Origin of the sequence: Mesobacillus boroniphilus (assembly GCF_018424685.1) — a bacterium.
Taxonomy (GTDB): domain Bacteria; phylum Bacillota; class Bacilli; order Bacillales; family Cytobacillaceae; genus Mesobacillus; species Mesobacillus boroniphilus_A.
Map to the genome: position 1 here is coordinate 715,982 of NZ_QTKX01000001.1, position 15,279 is coordinate 731,260.

A 15,279-nucleotide genomic window follows, 5' to 3' on the forward strand; every position below is an offset into this window, starting at 1 on the left:
TCTTAGTACAAAGAATTTATACTTTCTTATAAGTCATTCTAAGGCCGGGGGCATTCCCCGGCCTTTTTATATTTCTTGCTAAGGATCGTTCAGCACCTCAAGAATCAGCATCCCCGGCCACATATCCTGCACTTGCCAGAATAATGCAGCACCCACCTCTTTTCTTGAATGTTCACCATTGTCTTCCGTTCTACCTTGTCCTTCTGTTTCATAAAGTAAAATAAGGCCCATTTCGTTCATACGATAAAAATCATTTTTCAAAGCCATTTTTATAATGAGGCCTTAACAGTAGAGGAGGCACATTAAATGAAAAAGTTCGTATTAATTTCTGTCTTGCTGATTGCAGCCTGGACCATGGTGAATAATCCATTCTCCCATACATATGTAACAGAACTTAAAACCGATACACTGGCCGTGTCAGGGAATGAGAATTCGTTGATGTCAGAAATTGAAATGAAAGCAAAAGAATATGAAGTCGAACCTTCCGATGCCAGGAAAGATCCGGTCTGGAAGGTAGTTCCCGGCTACAACGGCCTTAAAGTAGATGTTAAAAAGTCATTTAGCAAGATGGAGAAGGAAGGCAAATTCGATCCGGAAAAGCTAGTCTTCAAGCAGGTGTCACCTCAAGTCCATCTAAGTGATTTGCCGCCAATGGCCATCTATAAAGGACATCCTGAAAAGCCGATGGTAAGCTTTATTATCAATGTAGCATGGGGAAATGAATACTTGTCAGGGATGCTGGCGACTTTGAAGAAACATAATGTGACCGCAAGTTTTTTCCTTGAAGGCAGATGGGTAAAGAATAATCCAGGGATGGCGAAAATGATTGCAGACGCAGGTCATGAGATAGGAAACCATTCATTTACGCATCCTAACATGAAACAACTTTCTGCTCCAAAAATCAATGAAGAAATTCGAAGGACAAATGAAGTTATTGAAGCAGTGACCGGTGTGAAAACGAAATGGTTTGCTCCTCCAAGCGGATACTACAAGGATGAAGTGGTTGAAATTGCGGCAGCCCAAAAATTAGGAACTGTCATGTGGAGTGTTGATACAATTGATTGGCAGAAGCCCACTCCAGATGAACTGATCAACAGGGTAATGGGGAAGGTTCATAATGGTGCGATGATCTTAATGCATCCAACAGAGTCGACAGCTGCGTCGCTAGACCAATTGATCACCCAGATAAAGGATAAAAATTTGCAAATTGGAACTGTAACAAATTTGTTAAGTGAAAACCGGATCGTATCTTCAAAAAAAATGAAAGAATAGCATTGTGTTTGGAAAAAGTAAGTTAAATGGACTATACTAAGTAAATGCAGTAATTTTAGCAGCAGGTTCCAGAGGAGGAATATAATGATAAAGAAATATACATGCCAAAACGGTGTAAGAATTGTACTAGAACAAATCCCAACTGTCCGTTCGGTCGCAATCGGAGTATGGATTGGAACGGGCTCACGTAATGAAAACCCAGAGAATAATGGGATTTCCCATTTCCTTGAGCATATGTTCTTCAAGGGCACCAAAACAAGGACTGCTAGAGAAATTGCAGAGTCCTTTGACAGCATTGGCGGCCAGGTGAATGCATTCACTTCCAAGGAATATACCTGCTATTACGCTAAGGTGTTAGATAATCATGCACAATACGCACTGGAAGTTCTAGCTGATATGTTCTTCCATTCTACCTTTGATTCTGAGGAGCTGAATAAAGAGAAGAACGTTGTGAATGAAGAAATCAAGATGTATGAAGATACTCCAGATGATATCGTCCACGACTTGCTTAGCCAGGCTGTTTACGGCGACCATCCACTTGCATACCCAATCCTTGGTACGGAAGAAACGCTTCAAAGTTTTACTGGGGAAAAATTGGAGCAATATATGCATGATACTTACAGACCGGAAAATGTGGTCATTTCCATCGCTGGAAACGTACCAGAATCTTTCATTAAAAATGCAGAAGAATTCTTTGGTTCATACGAAGCGAGCAAGGAAAAGGTGGATGATCTGAAACCCGAGTTCCATGCAACAAAGGCTTCCCGGAAAAAAGAAACTGAACAAGCACACCTTTGCCTTGGGTTCGAAGGATTGCAGATTGGCCACTCAGACGTCTATAGTCTGATCGTATTGAACAATGTACTGGGGGGCAGCATGAGCAGCAGATTGTTCCAGGAGGTACGTGAACAGCGCGGACTTGCTTATTCTGTATTTTCCTATCACTCCGCTTATAAGGATAGCGGGATGGTGACAATTTATGGAGGGACCGGAGCAAATCAGCTGAACGTTTTATATGAAACAATCCAGGACACACTGGACAAACTACGTGCAGAAGGAATTACGGAGAAAGAACTCAATAACAGTAAAGAACAACTTAAAGGCAGCCTAATGCTAAGTCTTGAGAGCACAAACAGCCGTATGAGCAGAAACGGAAAAAATGAACTTCTGCTTAAAAGGCATCGCTCCCTTGATGAAATAGTCGAACAGATCGACCAGGTAACAAAGGATAGCGTCGACGGCATGGCCAATAAGATCTTCACAGACAAATACTCAGTTTCGTTGATCAGTCCAAATGGCGAACTGCCAAATTTATAATATCGTCCCTTCGACAGCAGTTTCCATGTGAAACTGCTTTTTTTTATAAGGTTTATAAAGACTATTCAGTCAAACAGACTGGGCGAGAAGTAGAATGACGAGCGGGTTCTTGACAGCTTGGGAGCCAACACCAGAAAAGCAGTCCCAAAAATGAAGGAATCTTGACAGGTTTGGCGTCAACACCAGAAAAGCTGTCAAAATAACGACAGAATCTTGACAGGTTTGTCGCCAACATCAGAAAAGCTGTCACAAAAACGAAGGAATCTTGACAGGTTTGGCGTCAACACCAGAAAAGCTGTCAAAATAACGACAGAATCTTGACAGGTTTGTCGCCAACATCAGAAAAGCTGTCAAAATAACGACAGAATCTTGACAGGTTTGTCGCCAACATCAGAAAAGCTGTCACAAAAACGAAGGAATCTTGACAGCTTTGGCGTCAACACCAGAAAAGCTGTCAAAATAACGACAGAATCTTGACAGGTTTGTCGCCAACATCAGAAAAGCTGTCCAAAAAACGAAGGAATCTTGACAGCTTTGGCATCCACTCGAGAAAAGCTGTCCAAATAATGAGCAAACCTTGACAACAATTCCGCCTTTTTTCACGGATATGTATTCTAAAAAGCCTCCCAGATTGATACATATAGTATAAGGACAAAGTGACAGGGGAGGGCATCATGAAACTAAGTGAACTTGGTGGAAAAGAAATCGTCGACGTAAAGAGGGCAGAAAGATTGGGCGTTCTTGGACAGACAGATTTGGAAATCAATGAAAGGACGGGACAAATAGAAGCTTTGATTATTCCGTCATTAAAATGGTTCGGCCTCCGCAAACAATCCGGTGAAGTAAGAGTTCCGTGGAAACACATCAAAAAAATAGGTTCAGACATGATTATCATCGACATCCCAGATGATGAAGAGTAAAAGCGGGCATAAAGCCGGCTTTATTTTTTTGCAGCAAGGTGTTAGTCACTTGCTGCTATAACAGGGATTTCCAGCGCTGGCCACATTGCCAGCGCTTTTCTTTTATGGAAAACTCACCTATTCCAAGTCTGATACATATGATGTTGAAGTAGTTCAAATTGAATGAAATTTATATTCCAGGATTAATGGAAAAGAAGGTGATTGTTCTCATGCTGACAGGAATGCAAATCGCGGTTATCGGCGGTGATGCGAGACAGCTGGAGATTATTCGCAAGCTGACAGAGCTTGATGCAAAGCTTTCTTTAATAGGCTTCGAGCAGTTGGACCATGCTTTTACAGGTGCCTCAAAAGAAAAGATAGATGAAGTTGATTTTTCCGCCCAGGATGCTTTGATCCTGCCTGTGCCAGGAACTAGTCTGGAGGGTCAGGTAGAAACCATTTTCTCGAATGAAAAAGTAGTTCTTATTAAAGAAATGCTTGAAAAGACACCTGAACATTGCACAGTTTATTCAGGCATCAGTAATCCGTATTTGACCGGTATTACCAAGCAAGCAAACAGAAAACTCGTACAGCTATTCGCTCGTGATGATGTTGCAATATATAACTCGATCCCGACGGTCGAAGGAACGATCATGATGGCGATCCAACATACGGATTTCACCATCCACGGCTCAAAGGTAGCTGTTCTCGGTCTGGGCAGAGTTGGGATGAGTGTCGCGAGAACCTTCCAAGCCCTTGGAGCAAAAGTGAAGGTCGGAGCCAGGAAAAGTGAACACATTGCAAGGATTACGGAAATGGGATTAGAGTCATTCCATTTATCCGATATAGGCAAAGCGGTCTCAGATTCCGATATTTGCATCAATACGATTCCTCATCAAATCGTTACTGCCTCCGTCATTTCGAGGATGCCTGCCCATACTTTGATCATTGACCTTGCATCCAAACCAGGTGGAACGGATTTTCGCTATGCGGAAAAACGTGGAATCAAAGCCTTGCTTGCACCTGGATTGCCAGGAATCGTTGCCCCGAAAACAGCGGGACAAATTTTGGCGAACGTTCTTTCTCAGCTGCTTATGGAAGACTTTATAAACCGAAAGGAGAAAGAAGTATGAGTTTAAAGGGGAAGAAGATAGGATTTGGATTAACAGGCTCACATTGTACGTATGACGCTGTGTTTCCGGAAATTGAAAAGTTAGTGAATGCAGGCGCTGAAGTTCTGCCGGTTGTCACATTCACTGTTAAAAATACAGAAACACGTTTTGGAAAAGGTGAAGATTGGGTACAGCGGATTGAAGAGCTCACAGGAAATAAAGTGATTGATTCGATTGTAAAGGCAGAACCTTTAGGTCCAAAAATCCCGCTTGATTGCATGGTCATTGCGCCGCTGACAGGGAACTCCATGAGCAAGTTTGCAAATGCAATGACTGATTCACCAGTTTTGATGGCCGCGAAAGCTACATTAAGGAACCAAAAGCCAGTTGTCCTTGGCATTTCCACGAACGATGCTTTAGGGCTGAACGGCGTTAATCTTATGAGACTAATGGCGACCAAGAATATCTACATGATTCCTTTTGGCCAGGACGATCCAGTAAAAAAGCCGAATTCTATGGTTGCGAGAATGGAGATGCTTTCCGAAACAGTCCTTGAAGCAATGAATGGAAAGCAGCTACAGCCAGTATTAGTCGAACGCTACAAGGATAATTAAGGCTTAAATCCAGGCTCTTTTCCAAATCTTGTTTCTTGCATGGGCAGATTCAGTGGCAACTTCGAAAAGAGCCGGAAACTTATCCGGGTCATGATCATGGGTGTGTCCGGAGCAACAATCAATGCGAAAACAGTCTTTTTACCATAAAAACGAACACGAATACAGCGTATTTTTAATTTGGAAATGCTTTTCTCCGGCAGTGAAGCAAAATGTTTCTTTTCTTAATGATTGATTATGATAAAATATAGGATAATATACTAGGCGGTTATTTAGTGTCTAGCTTCAGCGCCTAGCCCCTCGAGTCGCTTGTCTAGTTTCGCCTCCTAGAAACTCCGAAACTTCAACTCCGCCGACAGAAGCAAAAAGCGCTTCTTTGTCGGAGTCTCCAGTTTCTGCGTTTCTGGGCAGTCGGCTACACATTTCGATTTCGGTCCGCTCAAGTGAAGTCAAAGAGCGACTTCACTGGTCGGACCTCCAGCGCTAGTCGGGGCTGTTCAAGGCGCTTGCGCTTTTCTTATACACCGCCGTTTTATACTTATGGTTCAAACACCCCAAGCTAAAAGCTGGGATATTAAAACGATAATGGTAGTGGAAGGGGAAACAGCAATGTCAGAGAGAAAAGGTTACCGTGTAGCAGTAGTTGGAGCAACAGGAGCAGTAGGACAGCAGATGATCCAGACGCTCGAAAACAGGGACTTCCCTGTGTCGGAGCTATTATTGCTGTCATCATCAAGATCAGCTGGTACAAAGGTTGAATATAAAGGAAAAGAGATAACGGTACAGGAAGCCAAGCCAGAAAGCTTTGAAGGGGTGGATATCGCCCTGTTCAGCGCAGGAGGAAGTGTTTCCAAGGAGCTGGCACCAGAAGCAGTCAAACGCGGAGCCATCGTTGTCGATAACACAAGTGCATTCCGTATGGATGAGAATACTCCACTTGTCGTGCCTGAAGTAAATGAGGAGGATCTGCATTCGCACAATGGAATTATCGCTAATCCGAACTGCTCAACGATCCAGATGGTCGTAGCATTGGAGCCATTACGGAAAAAATTCGGTCTGGAAAAAATTATCGTATCGACCTACCAGGCAGTTTCAGGTGCAGGGGCAGCAGCTGTCGAGGAGCTGGAGGAACAGACTCAGGCAATCCTGAACGGAGAAGAATACGAACCAAAAATCCTTCCAGTCAAGTCAGCAGATAAGCACTACCAGATTGCATTTAATGCCATTCCACAGATCGATACATTCGTAGATAATGGTTTTACGTATGAAGAAATGAAGATGATCAATGAAACGAAGAAAATCATGCACATGCCTGGACTGCAGGTTGCCGCGACATGTGTTCGTCTGCCGGTTGGCACGGGCCATTCAGAGTCAGTGTATATTGAAATTGGCCAGGACGGTGTTTCCGCAGCTGAAGTAAAGGAACTATTGGCTGATGCACCAGGTGTTGTCCTTCAGGATGATCCTGATCAGCAGCTGTATCCAATGCCTGCATTCTGCGTTGGCAAAAACGATGTATTCGTAGGCAGAATCAGGAAAGATATTGATAACGACAAGGGCTTTCATATGTGGGTCGTTTCTGACAACTTGTTAAAAGGTGCTGCATGGAACTCAGTCCAAATTGCTGAAAGTCTTGTGAAGCTTGGGTTAGTAAAATAAAAGCACAATTGATTTAATGACAGAATCTCTGAGGTGTTACGATGAAAATAATCGTTCAAAAATTTGGCGGTACATCTGTCCGGGATGAACAAAGCCGCAGCCATGCGATGAACCATATTAAGAAGGCGATCGCTGATGGGTATAAAGCCGTTGTGGTCGTCTCTGCGATGGGCAGGAAGGGAGACCCGTACGCTACTGACACGCTCCTAGGTTTGCTGGGAGGAAGTGACAGCAAAATCAGCAAGCGGGAGCATGATCTCCTTCTATCGTGCGGAGAAACGATTTCCAGTGTCGTTTTTACCAATATGCTCCTTGAAAATGGCTTAAATGCGACTGCCCTTACAGGTGCCCAGGCGGGATTCAGGACAAATAGCGAGCATACGAACGCCAGGATACTTGATATGAAGTGCGACCGATTGCTGCGAGAACTGGATCAGGTCGACGTGGTCGTCGTGGCTGGCTTTCAGGGTGCTGCTAAAAATGGGGACGTGACAACAATTGGCAGGGGTGGCAGTGACACATCGGCTGCAGCGCTTGGCGCAGCGTTAAACGCGGAATGGATTGACATCTTTACCGATGTCGAGGGAATCATGACTGCTGATCCAAGGATCGCAGAAAACGCAAGGCCACTTTCCGTGGTCACTTATACCGAAGTTTGCAATATGGCTTACCAGGGGGCGAAGGTAATCCATCCTCGCGCCGTTGAGATAGCCATGCAGGCAAAGGTTCCGATCAGAATCAGGTCCACTTATTCAGAAGGCCTTGGCACGTTGGTTACTACCCTTAATCGTGAAAATAAAGGAACTGACATCAAGGAACGACCTGTAACAGGAATAGCGCATGTTTCAAATGTAAGCCAAATCAAGGTTTTTGCAAAAAAAGACCAATACAATCTCCAGTCTGAAGTTTTCAAGGCTATGGCTAATGAAAACATCAGCGTAGATTTTATCAATATTTCTCCAAATGGAGTGGTCTACACTGTCTTAGACGAAATGACGGACCGGGCAGTAAAAGTATTGGAAGGATTGGGACACACTCCGCAAATTGAGAGACATTGCGCGAAGGTCTCCGTTGTCGGAGCAGGAATGGCAGGAGTCCCAGGTGTAACCTCAAAAATAGTTACAGCTTTATCTGAAAAAGGCATCCGCATCCTTCAGTCCGCTGATAGCCATACAACCATTTGGGTATTAGTCAAACAAGAAGATTTAGGAAAGTCAGTTAATGCATTGCATGATGCCTTTCAGCTTGAAGTGGAAACAGCAGATTTCGAGCGTCAAGATATTTAAAAAGAATTATGCTTCCCAGCCGCAGCTGACGGAAGCCTTTCAGAAGAGGAGTGAACAGGAATGGTTCAATTCGGAAGAGTATCCACAGCAATGGTGACGCCATTTGATCACAAAGGTCACATTGATTTCGCTAAAACAACCCAGCTAGTAAACCATTTGATTGATAACGGGACTGACTCGCTTGTTGTTGCAGGAACAACAGGTGAATCCCCAACTCTATCTAAAGAGGAGAAAATCGCATTATTCCAGCATGTCGTGAAGGTTGTAGACAAGAGGGTGCCAGTCATTGCGGGAACAGGCAGCAACAACACATATGCTACCATCGAACTGACAAAAAAAGCAGAAGAGATTGGTGTAGACGCAATCATGATTGTAGCACCATACTACAATAAGCCAAATCAGGAAGGTCTTTATCAGCACTTTAAGGCAGCTGCTGAAGCTACCACACTGCCAGTAATGGTGTACAACATTCCGGGAAGGTCTGTAATCAACATCCTGCCAGAAACAGTCATTAAGCTTGCTGAAATTCCGAACATTGTAGCTGTTAAGGAAGCGAGCGGCGACCTGAATGCCATGACTAAGATCATCGCAAATACACCAGACGATTTCCTCCTATACAGTGGAGACGACGGATTGACGCTGCCGGTTCTTGCAATCGGCGGTACTGGAATTGTATCTGTAGCATCACATGTAATCGGCAATGAAATGCAAGCAATGGTCGATGCATTCTTCAGCGGAAGGAATGCGGACGCTGCAAAACTGCACCAACACCTGCTTCCAATCATGCAAGGACTCTTCGCGGCTCCAAGCCCGGCACCTGTCAAAACAGCATTGCAGCTAAAAGGACTCGATGTCGGCTCCGTACGTTTGCCAATGGTGCCACTGACCGAACAAGAAAGAACAGAAGTAGCTAAACTATTCAAATAAATTATCAGGCCAACCCGAGGGTTGGCCTTTCTTATGTAAAAAAGTAAGGTGATCACTGGGGGGGCCTAGCGAAATGTCGTGCTTCTTGGACATTTTTAATGAATCTGTGCTCTGAAATGTCTATATAATACGGTTTCTTAGACGTTTTGAAGGGAATCGCGCTCTGAAATGTCCATTAAGCACTTATTCTTAGACCAAGGGGATAAAAGCAGATCATCTGAAAAGTTTTGAGTTACTGTCGGCTTTTGGTATTAAGTTGTAAAGGTTTTCTGTCATCAAGTATAATAATAGAAAATGGTCACGGTCGGAGACATATCAATTTAGGAGGAGCGTAGACTTGAATACGAAGAAAAATGAAAATATAAGAATCATCGCACTTGGTGGAGTAGGGGAAATCGGTAAGAATATGTACGTCACCGAAGTGGACGGTGATATTTTTGTGGTTGACGCTGGATTGATGTTCCCTGAGGATGAGATGCTGGGAATCGATATTGTCATTCCGGACTTTTCCTATTTAACTTCAAATAGCGAAAGGGTAAAGGCAATTCTTCTGACTCATGGACACGAAGACCATATTGGTGCATTAACTTATGTGTTGCGAAAAATCAATGTCCCGGTTTACGGAACAAAGCTTACTATTGCCCTGGCGAAGGAGAAAATGAAAGAACAGGAATTCTCTGGTTCAGTTGACTTTCGTGAAATAAATGCAGATTCTGTATTGAATTTTGATACGGTATCTGTCTCCTTTTTCAAGACCAATCACAGTATTCCTGATTCAGTAGGAATCAGCATCAATACTTCAGAGGGCGCAATCATACATACAGGAGATTTTAAATTCGACCAGGCTGCTTCACCTCTATACAAGCCTGAAATTGGCAAGATGGCTGCAATTGGGGAAAAAGGTGTACTTTGCTTGCTTTCTGACAGTACAGAGGCAGAAAGACCGGGGTATACTCCATCTGAATCAACCGTCGTTACTGAACTTTCTAATGTCTTTTATAATGCACCGGGCAGGATTATTGCGGCCTGCTTTGCCTCTGATTTAAACAGGATCCAGCATCTCTTTGACAGTGCGGCGGCAAATGGCCGCAAAGTCGCGGTGGTAGGAAAAAGCCTGAAACGTGTATTTGATATAGCATTACAACTCGGCTATTTACAGGTTATTGATGACTTGATTATATCGGTAAACAATTTAAAGAATTTCGAAGATAATCAGGTTGTTATTTTAACGACAGGCAGTCAGGGCGAGCCGATTGAAGCTCTGCAGAAAATGGCTAAACAAGCACATCCACAGGTGAATATCCAGGAAGGAGACACAGTCTTGTTTGCTGCTTCCCCACTAAGGGGAAGTGAAGTTTTTATTTATAAGACGATGGATATGCTTTACCGAGCCGGTGCAAATGTTGTATCAAGCAAAAAAAGTGTCCAGGTTTCAAGCCATGGAAGTCAGGAAGAATTAAAATTCATGATCAATCTGATGAATCCGAAATTCTTCATTCCTGTTCATGGCGAATACAAAATGCTGAAGGCTCACAAAAAGTTAGCTCAATCATGCGGGATTGCGGAGGAGAATATTTTCATCCCCGACCGTGGTGACGTGATTGAAATTTCTGGCGGAATACTAAAGTCCACAGAGAAGGTACCGGCCGGGAATACATTGATTGACGGAATCGGGGTCGGAGATGTAGGCAATATTGTTCTTCGTGACCGAAGACTGCTTTCGCAGGACGGTGTTTTAATTGTAGTTGTCACACTGAATAAAGCAGACAGAAAAATTGCCGCCGGCCCAGAACTTATATCGCGCGGTTTCGTCTATGTACGTGAATCAGAAAAATTGATGTTGGATTCATCTACCCTTGTAAGAGAAATCGTAGAAAAAAATGCACATAAAGAGTCATTCGATTGGAATAGTTTAAAACAAGACATCCGGGATTCATTGAACCAATATTTATTTGAAAAAACAAAACGCCGCCCAATGATCATGCCGATCATAATGGAGGTTAAATAATAACGAAAAAGTACTGGCTATTGCCAGTACTTTTTGTTTTTGTTTAGGAAATTATAAAATTATATATTTGTGGATAACTAATTGTAGGGGGTCTTAATCCAGCTCCAGCGCCTAGCCCCTCGAGTCGCTTCGGTCCACCCAATGAAGTCAAAGAACGACTTCACCGGCCGGACCTCCGTGGCACACGATGTGCTAGACCCGCCAGCCACAGGACGTGGCGCTATAAGGCGGGCAGCGCTTGTCGGGGCTGAACGAGGCGCTTGCGCTTTTTGTTCTCCTTTCTCGTTCAAACACTTAAAGTCACTCCCCAGTCTGGAATGAAATTGGGGATGATGTTCATACTAAAGTTATCATGCCTGAAGGGAGCATATAAGGATGGATAAGGATATGAATAAAATCAGTTCAGAAAGCCAGGAAGGCCAGCAAGAGGATAAGGAGAACAAACCATCTGGTCTTCTTGAGAAAATCCAGCAGCTAGGACAGACGAATGTACCACAACTGTCTCAGGATTCGAAAATCCATTGTTTGACGATTGTTGGTCAAATCGAAGGGCATATGCAGCTTCCGCCTCATAATAAAACGACAAAATATGAACATTTGATTCCGCAAATTGTCGCCATTGAACAAAACCAGAATATTGAAGGCTTACTTGTCATCTTGAATACAGTTGGCGGGGATGTGGAGGCAGGACTGGCAATTTCAGAGATGCTGGCGTCACTCTCAAAGCCGACAGTTTCAATCGTCCTGGGAGGCGGCCATTCCATAGGAGTGCCTATTGCGGTTTCCTGTGATTATTCGTTCATTGCGGAGACAGCCACAATGACTATTCATCCGATCAGGTTGACTGGACTCGTCATCGGCGTTCCACAAACATTTGAATATCTCGATAAAATGCAGGAAAGAGTCGTTAATTTTGTTACGAAGCACTCTAATATTGCAGAAGAAACATTCAAAGAGCTGATGTTTGCCAAAGGGAACCTGACAAGGGACATCGGAACGAACGTTGTCGGCCATGATGCAGTGGAAACCGGTCTTATCCATGAAGTCGGCGGCATAGGACAGGCGATGAGGAAGTTAAATGAATTAATAGATATGAATAAACAAAAGTCTGAAGTGATTGTCCAATGATCCTTTATACTATGATGCCACATGAACAGGTTTTCCCGCCAAGCGAAGAGGGAGCCGTCAACCAGGTTATGATAAGCTATAACGGAATCCCAATCATGGCAGAATGGACCGAGAATCACGAGTATCGGGTAGTCAGGGTAATGAGTACCGATCCCAACCATTACATGGAACCTTCATGTTTACCGGGTTCAACAATTTCACTATCTTAGTTAAGCTCTTTACGTACAACTTTACTGCGCAGTAAAAAGTAAATCGGCATGCGGTTTTTACGAATTACCATTACGTAATTTTGAAAAGAGCACAGAACCGATTTAAAAACGATTGTGCCGTTTCAGCTGGCAAATATGATATAATATGGATACACTCAGCATTGGCAGCCGAATAGGGCTGCTTTTCTTCTTACTGAAGTTTGAGAACAGGACTCTTTGTTTATGCTGATAGTGAAGCTATAAATATTCAGGTGATAAAATGGCCAAAAAGAAAAGACGGCAATCGAGAAAGAAGAGTACATTGAAAACAACAGTTCAATATGAACTTGCCGGGTTAGCACTGCTTGCATTGGCCATCATAGCGATGGCGGATTTGGGTGCTGTAGGAAGGGCGGTCGTGATGTTTTTCCGCTTTTTCTTCGGGGAATGGTATATGCTCAGCCTGGTAGGGCTGGTCGTGTTCAGTATTTATATTATGTGGAAACGCAGTCTCCCATTTATATTCCATACCAAACTGCTTGGTACATATCTGATTGTGGGTGCAATCTTGTTATTAAGCCACGTGACGTTATTCGAACTGTTATCCAATGGAGGCAAGTTCGAGGATCCAAGTGTCATTAAAAATACATTTGATTTATATGTCATGGAGGCAAAAGGAGAGACAAGCACGACAGACCTTGGAGGCGGGATGATCGGGGCTGTGATGTTTGCACTGTTTTACTTTTTGTTTGATGCTGCTGGTTCACAGTTGATTGCCTTTCTGTTAATCATCATTGGCGCCATTCTCGTTACAGGGAAAACCTTTAGTGAAGTTGCTGGGAAAATCATTGCGCCGATCGGCTGTTTTATCAAAGACCAATGGATTTCATTCATTGAAGATCTTAGGCAATGGAAAGAAGATCAACAGCATAAAAAGGCAGAGAAACTACAGTCTAAGCAGGCAAAAACAGAGAGCAACCAGACAGTTTCGCAGGAAGCGCCAGTTGAAAAAACAATTGACCTTACTGAGGAGCCAGCTCCTGAGCCAATTATATCCAGCTTTGCGGAGAGAGCGTATGCAAACTCTGCCGAAGCACAACCACAGCAGTCGGAGAAGAAGGCTGAAACTGCAACGGACACCCAAGCTGATGGGGAAGAATTGCCACAGAACATTACTTTTACGGAAGTAGAGAATACCTCATATGAGCTGCCGCCAATCGATATACTGAAGCTGCCGAATAAAACCGACCAGAGCGGAGAATATGAAATGATCCATGCCAATGCAGCCAAGCTTGAACGTACTTTCCACAGCTTTGGCGTAAAGGCAAGGGTTACCCAGGTTCATCTTGGACCTGCTGTTACGAAATATGAAGTCCACCCTGACGTAGGTGTCAAGGTCAGCAGAATTGTAAGTTTGAACGATGATCTGGCCTTAGCTTTGGCTGCGAAGGATATCAGGATTGAAGCCCCTATTCCCGGAAAGTCAGCCATTGGAATAGAAGTGCCCAATTCCGAGGTGGCAATGGTATCTTTACGGGAAGTTATTGAATCAAAGCAGCACAACAAGCCAGGTTCAAAACTGCAAATTGGGTTAGGACGCGATATTACCGGTGAAGCAGTGCTTGCAGAATTAAATAAAATGCCCCACCTTCTTGTTGCCGGTGCTACGGGAAGCGGTAAGAGTGTATGCATTAACGGGATTATCACTAGTATACTCATGAAGGCGAAGCCTCATGAAGTTAAACTGATGATGATCGACCCGAAAATGGTTGAACTGAATGTTTATAATGGGGTACCACATCTGCTGGCTCCTGTTGTGACGGATGCGAAGAAAGCATCCCAGGCACTCAAAAAAGTGGTCAGTGAGATGGAGAGGCGCTATGAGCTTTTCTCACACACTGGAACAAGGAACATTGAAGGCTATAATGAATATATTAAGAGATATAATAGCGAGGAAGAAGCGAACCAGCCTCTTCTTCCATTTATTGTCGTAATCGTGGATGAGCTGGCCGACTTAATGATGGTCGCATCCTCTGATGTTGAAGATTCAATCACCAGACTGGCTCAGATGGCCCGTGCTGCGGGTATCCATCTGATCATCGCTACGCAGAGGCCGTCTGTTGATGTCATAACAGGGGTAATCAAAGCGAATATTCCTTCAAGAATTGCATTTGCAGTTTCTTCGATGACAGATTCACGGACTATTCTTGATATGGGCGGCGCCGAGAAGCTGCTGGGAAGAGGGGACATGCTGTTCCTGCCAGTCGGTGCATCCAAGCCGGTCAGGGTGCAGGGAGCTTTCCTTTCGGATGAAGAGGTTGAAGAGGTTGTAAACTACGTAATTGGCCAACAGAAGGCACAGTATCAGGAGGAAATGATTCCTGAAGATGTACCTGAGAACACGTCAGAGGTAGAGGATGAATTGTACGGTGATGCTGTAGATCTTGTGGTGGAAATGCAAACAGCTTCTGTATCAATGCTGCAAAGAAGATTCAGGATTGGATATTCACGGGCTGCAAGACTGATTGATGAAATGGAGCTAAGGGGAGTCGTTGGGCCTTATGAAGGAAGTAAACCAAGGACCGTCCTCGTGGCTAAGTCAGAAGAGGCATAAATAAACATGTTTGAAACGAGACAAAAGCCGGGTGGTCACATCCGGCTTTTGCTTTTTATATAGTACAATTCTCCTGTCCGGGAATAATAATGTCATACTATTAAAACCGCTTACAAAAAACTATTATACCAAAAATATAGGTTTTTCGTCCCGGAATTAATGACAATTTTGGACTTTCTAGCTTTTTTCGACAAAATGTTGAAACAGTATTTATTTATCTTTAAAAAAGTGTTATAGTATTTTCGATTAGTAGGAATG

General features: G+C 43.7%; 13 protein-coding genes. 12 read left to right on the top strand and 1 reads right to left on the bottom strand.

What is annotated here, in order from left to right; all coding sequences use genetic code 11:
- Positions 1-78 precede the first annotated feature (78 nt).
- Positions 79-267 (bottom strand): hypothetical protein, encoded by a 189-nt coding sequence (locus DYI25_RS03525; RefSeq protein WP_213366995.1) that lies wholly within the window; start codon positions 265-267, stop codon positions 79-81.
- Positions 268-306: 39 nt separating this feature from the next.
- Between DYI25_RS03525 and DYI25_RS03530 the strand changes: the two genes are divergently transcribed.
- The 12 genes from DYI25_RS03530 (at position 307) to DYI25_RS03585 (ending at position 15,021) form a co-directional block, all read left to right on the top strand.
- A complete protein-coding gene (locus DYI25_RS03530; RefSeq protein ID WP_213366996.1) occupies positions 307-1,272 on the top strand; it encodes a polysaccharide deacetylase family protein in 966 nt (321 codons plus the stop codon).
- Positions 1,273-1,356: 84 nt separating this feature from the next.
- Positions 1,357-2,589: a M16 family metallopeptidase gene (locus DYI25_RS03535; RefSeq protein ID WP_213366998.1), complete on the top strand. Its 1,233-nt coding sequence runs from the start codon at positions 1,357-1,359 to the stop codon at positions 2,587-2,589.
- 674 nt (positions 2,590-3,263) lie between these two features.
- Complete coding sequence (locus DYI25_RS03540; protein ID WP_023614840.1) at positions 3,264-3,509, top strand: YlmC/YmxH family sporulation protein; 246 nt, start codon at positions 3,264-3,266, stop codon at positions 3,507-3,509.
- 209 nt (positions 3,510-3,718) lie between these two features.
- Positions 3,719-4,621 carry a dipicolinic acid synthetase subunit A gene (dpaA, locus tag DYI25_RS03545; RefSeq protein ID WP_213369380.1) on the top strand — a complete coding sequence of 301 codons (903 nt, stop codon included), beginning with the start codon at positions 3,719-3,721 and terminating at the stop codon, positions 4,619-4,621.
- Positions 4,618-5,214: a dipicolinate synthase subunit B gene (locus tag DYI25_RS03550; RefSeq protein ID WP_213367001.1), complete on the top strand. Its 597-nt coding sequence runs from the start codon at positions 4,618-4,620 to the stop codon at positions 5,212-5,214. Before dpaA ends, DYI25_RS03550 begins: the two co-directional genes overlap by 4 nt.
- Positions 5,215-5,820: 606 nt before the next feature.
- Positions 5,821-6,870, top strand: coding sequence for an aspartate-semialdehyde dehydrogenase (asd, locus tag DYI25_RS03555; RefSeq protein WP_213367003.1), 1,050 nt, complete (start codon positions 5,821-5,823; stop codon positions 6,868-6,870).
- 41 nt (positions 6,871-6,911) lie between these two features.
- The gene (gene dapG / locus DYI25_RS03560; protein WP_213367005.1) at positions 6,912-8,156 is read left to right on the top strand and encodes an aspartate kinase; all 1,245 of its coding nucleotides are present in this window, start codon (positions 6,912-6,914) and stop codon (positions 8,154-8,156) included.
- 60 nt (positions 8,157-8,216) lie between these two features.
- Positions 8,217-9,083 (top strand): 4-hydroxy-tetrahydrodipicolinate synthase, encoded by an 867-nt coding sequence (gene dapA, locus DYI25_RS03565; RefSeq protein WP_213367007.1) that lies wholly within the window; start codon positions 8,217-8,219, stop codon positions 9,081-9,083.
- 337 nt (positions 9,084-9,420) lie between these two features.
- Entirely contained in the window at positions 9,421-11,091 is a 1,671-nt protein-coding gene (locus DYI25_RS03570; RefSeq protein ID WP_213367009.1) for a ribonuclease J, read from the top strand.
- Between the two features lie 387 nt (positions 11,092-11,478).
- Positions 11,479-12,219, top strand: coding sequence for a ClpP family protease (locus DYI25_RS03575; RefSeq protein WP_425374509.1), 741 nt, complete (start codon positions 11,479-11,481; stop codon positions 12,217-12,219).
- Positions 12,216-12,428: a YlzJ-like family protein gene (locus DYI25_RS03580; protein ID WP_213367013.1), complete on the top strand. Its 213-nt coding sequence runs from the start codon at positions 12,216-12,218 to the stop codon at positions 12,426-12,428. Before DYI25_RS03575 ends, DYI25_RS03580 begins: the two co-directional genes overlap by 4 nt.
- A gap of 259 nt (positions 12,429-12,687) precedes the next feature.
- Complete coding sequence (locus DYI25_RS03585; protein ID WP_213367015.1) at positions 12,688-15,021, top strand: DNA translocase FtsK; 2,334 nt, start codon at positions 12,688-12,690, stop codon at positions 15,019-15,021.
- The last annotated feature ends 258 nt before the right edge of the window (positions 15,022-15,279 follow it).

Coding starts and splice junctions, on each gene's coding strand:
- DYI25_RS03525 (WP_213366995.1), bottom strand. CDS start 267: ATGGCTTTGAAAAATGATTTTTATCGTATGAACGAAATGGGCCTTATT.
- DYI25_RS03530 (WP_213366996.1), top strand. CDS start 307: ATGAAAAAGTTCGTATTAATTTCTGTCTTGCTGATTGCAGCCTGGACC.
- DYI25_RS03535 (WP_213366998.1), top strand. CDS start 1,357: ATGATAAAGAAATATACATGCCAAAACGGTGTAAGAATTGTACTAGAA.
- DYI25_RS03540 (WP_023614840.1), top strand. CDS start 3,264: ATGAAACTAAGTGAACTTGGTGGAAAAGAAATCGTCGACGTAAAGAGG.
- dpaA (WP_213369380.1), top strand. CDS start 3,719: ATGCTGACAGGAATGCAAATCGCGGTTATCGGCGGTGATGCGAGACAG.
- DYI25_RS03550 (WP_213367001.1), top strand. CDS start 4,618: ATGAGTTTAAAGGGGAAGAAGATAGGATTTGGATTAACAGGCTCACAT.
- asd (WP_213367003.1), top strand. CDS start 5,821: ATGTCAGAGAGAAAAGGTTACCGTGTAGCAGTAGTTGGAGCAACAGGA.
- dapG (WP_213367005.1), top strand. CDS start 6,912: ATGAAAATAATCGTTCAAAAATTTGGCGGTACATCTGTCCGGGATGAA.
- dapA (WP_213367007.1), top strand. CDS start 8,217: ATGGTTCAATTCGGAAGAGTATCCACAGCAATGGTGACGCCATTTGAT.
- DYI25_RS03575 (WP_425374509.1), top strand. CDS start 11,479: ATGAATAAAATCAGTTCAGAAAGCCAGGAAGGCCAGCAAGAGGATAAG.
- DYI25_RS03580 (WP_213367013.1), top strand. CDS start 12,216: ATGATCCTTTATACTATGATGCCACATGAACAGGTTTTCCCGCCAAGC.
- DYI25_RS03585 (WP_213367015.1), top strand. CDS start 12,688: ATGGCCAAAAAGAAAAGACGGCAATCGAGAAAGAAGAGTACATTGAAA.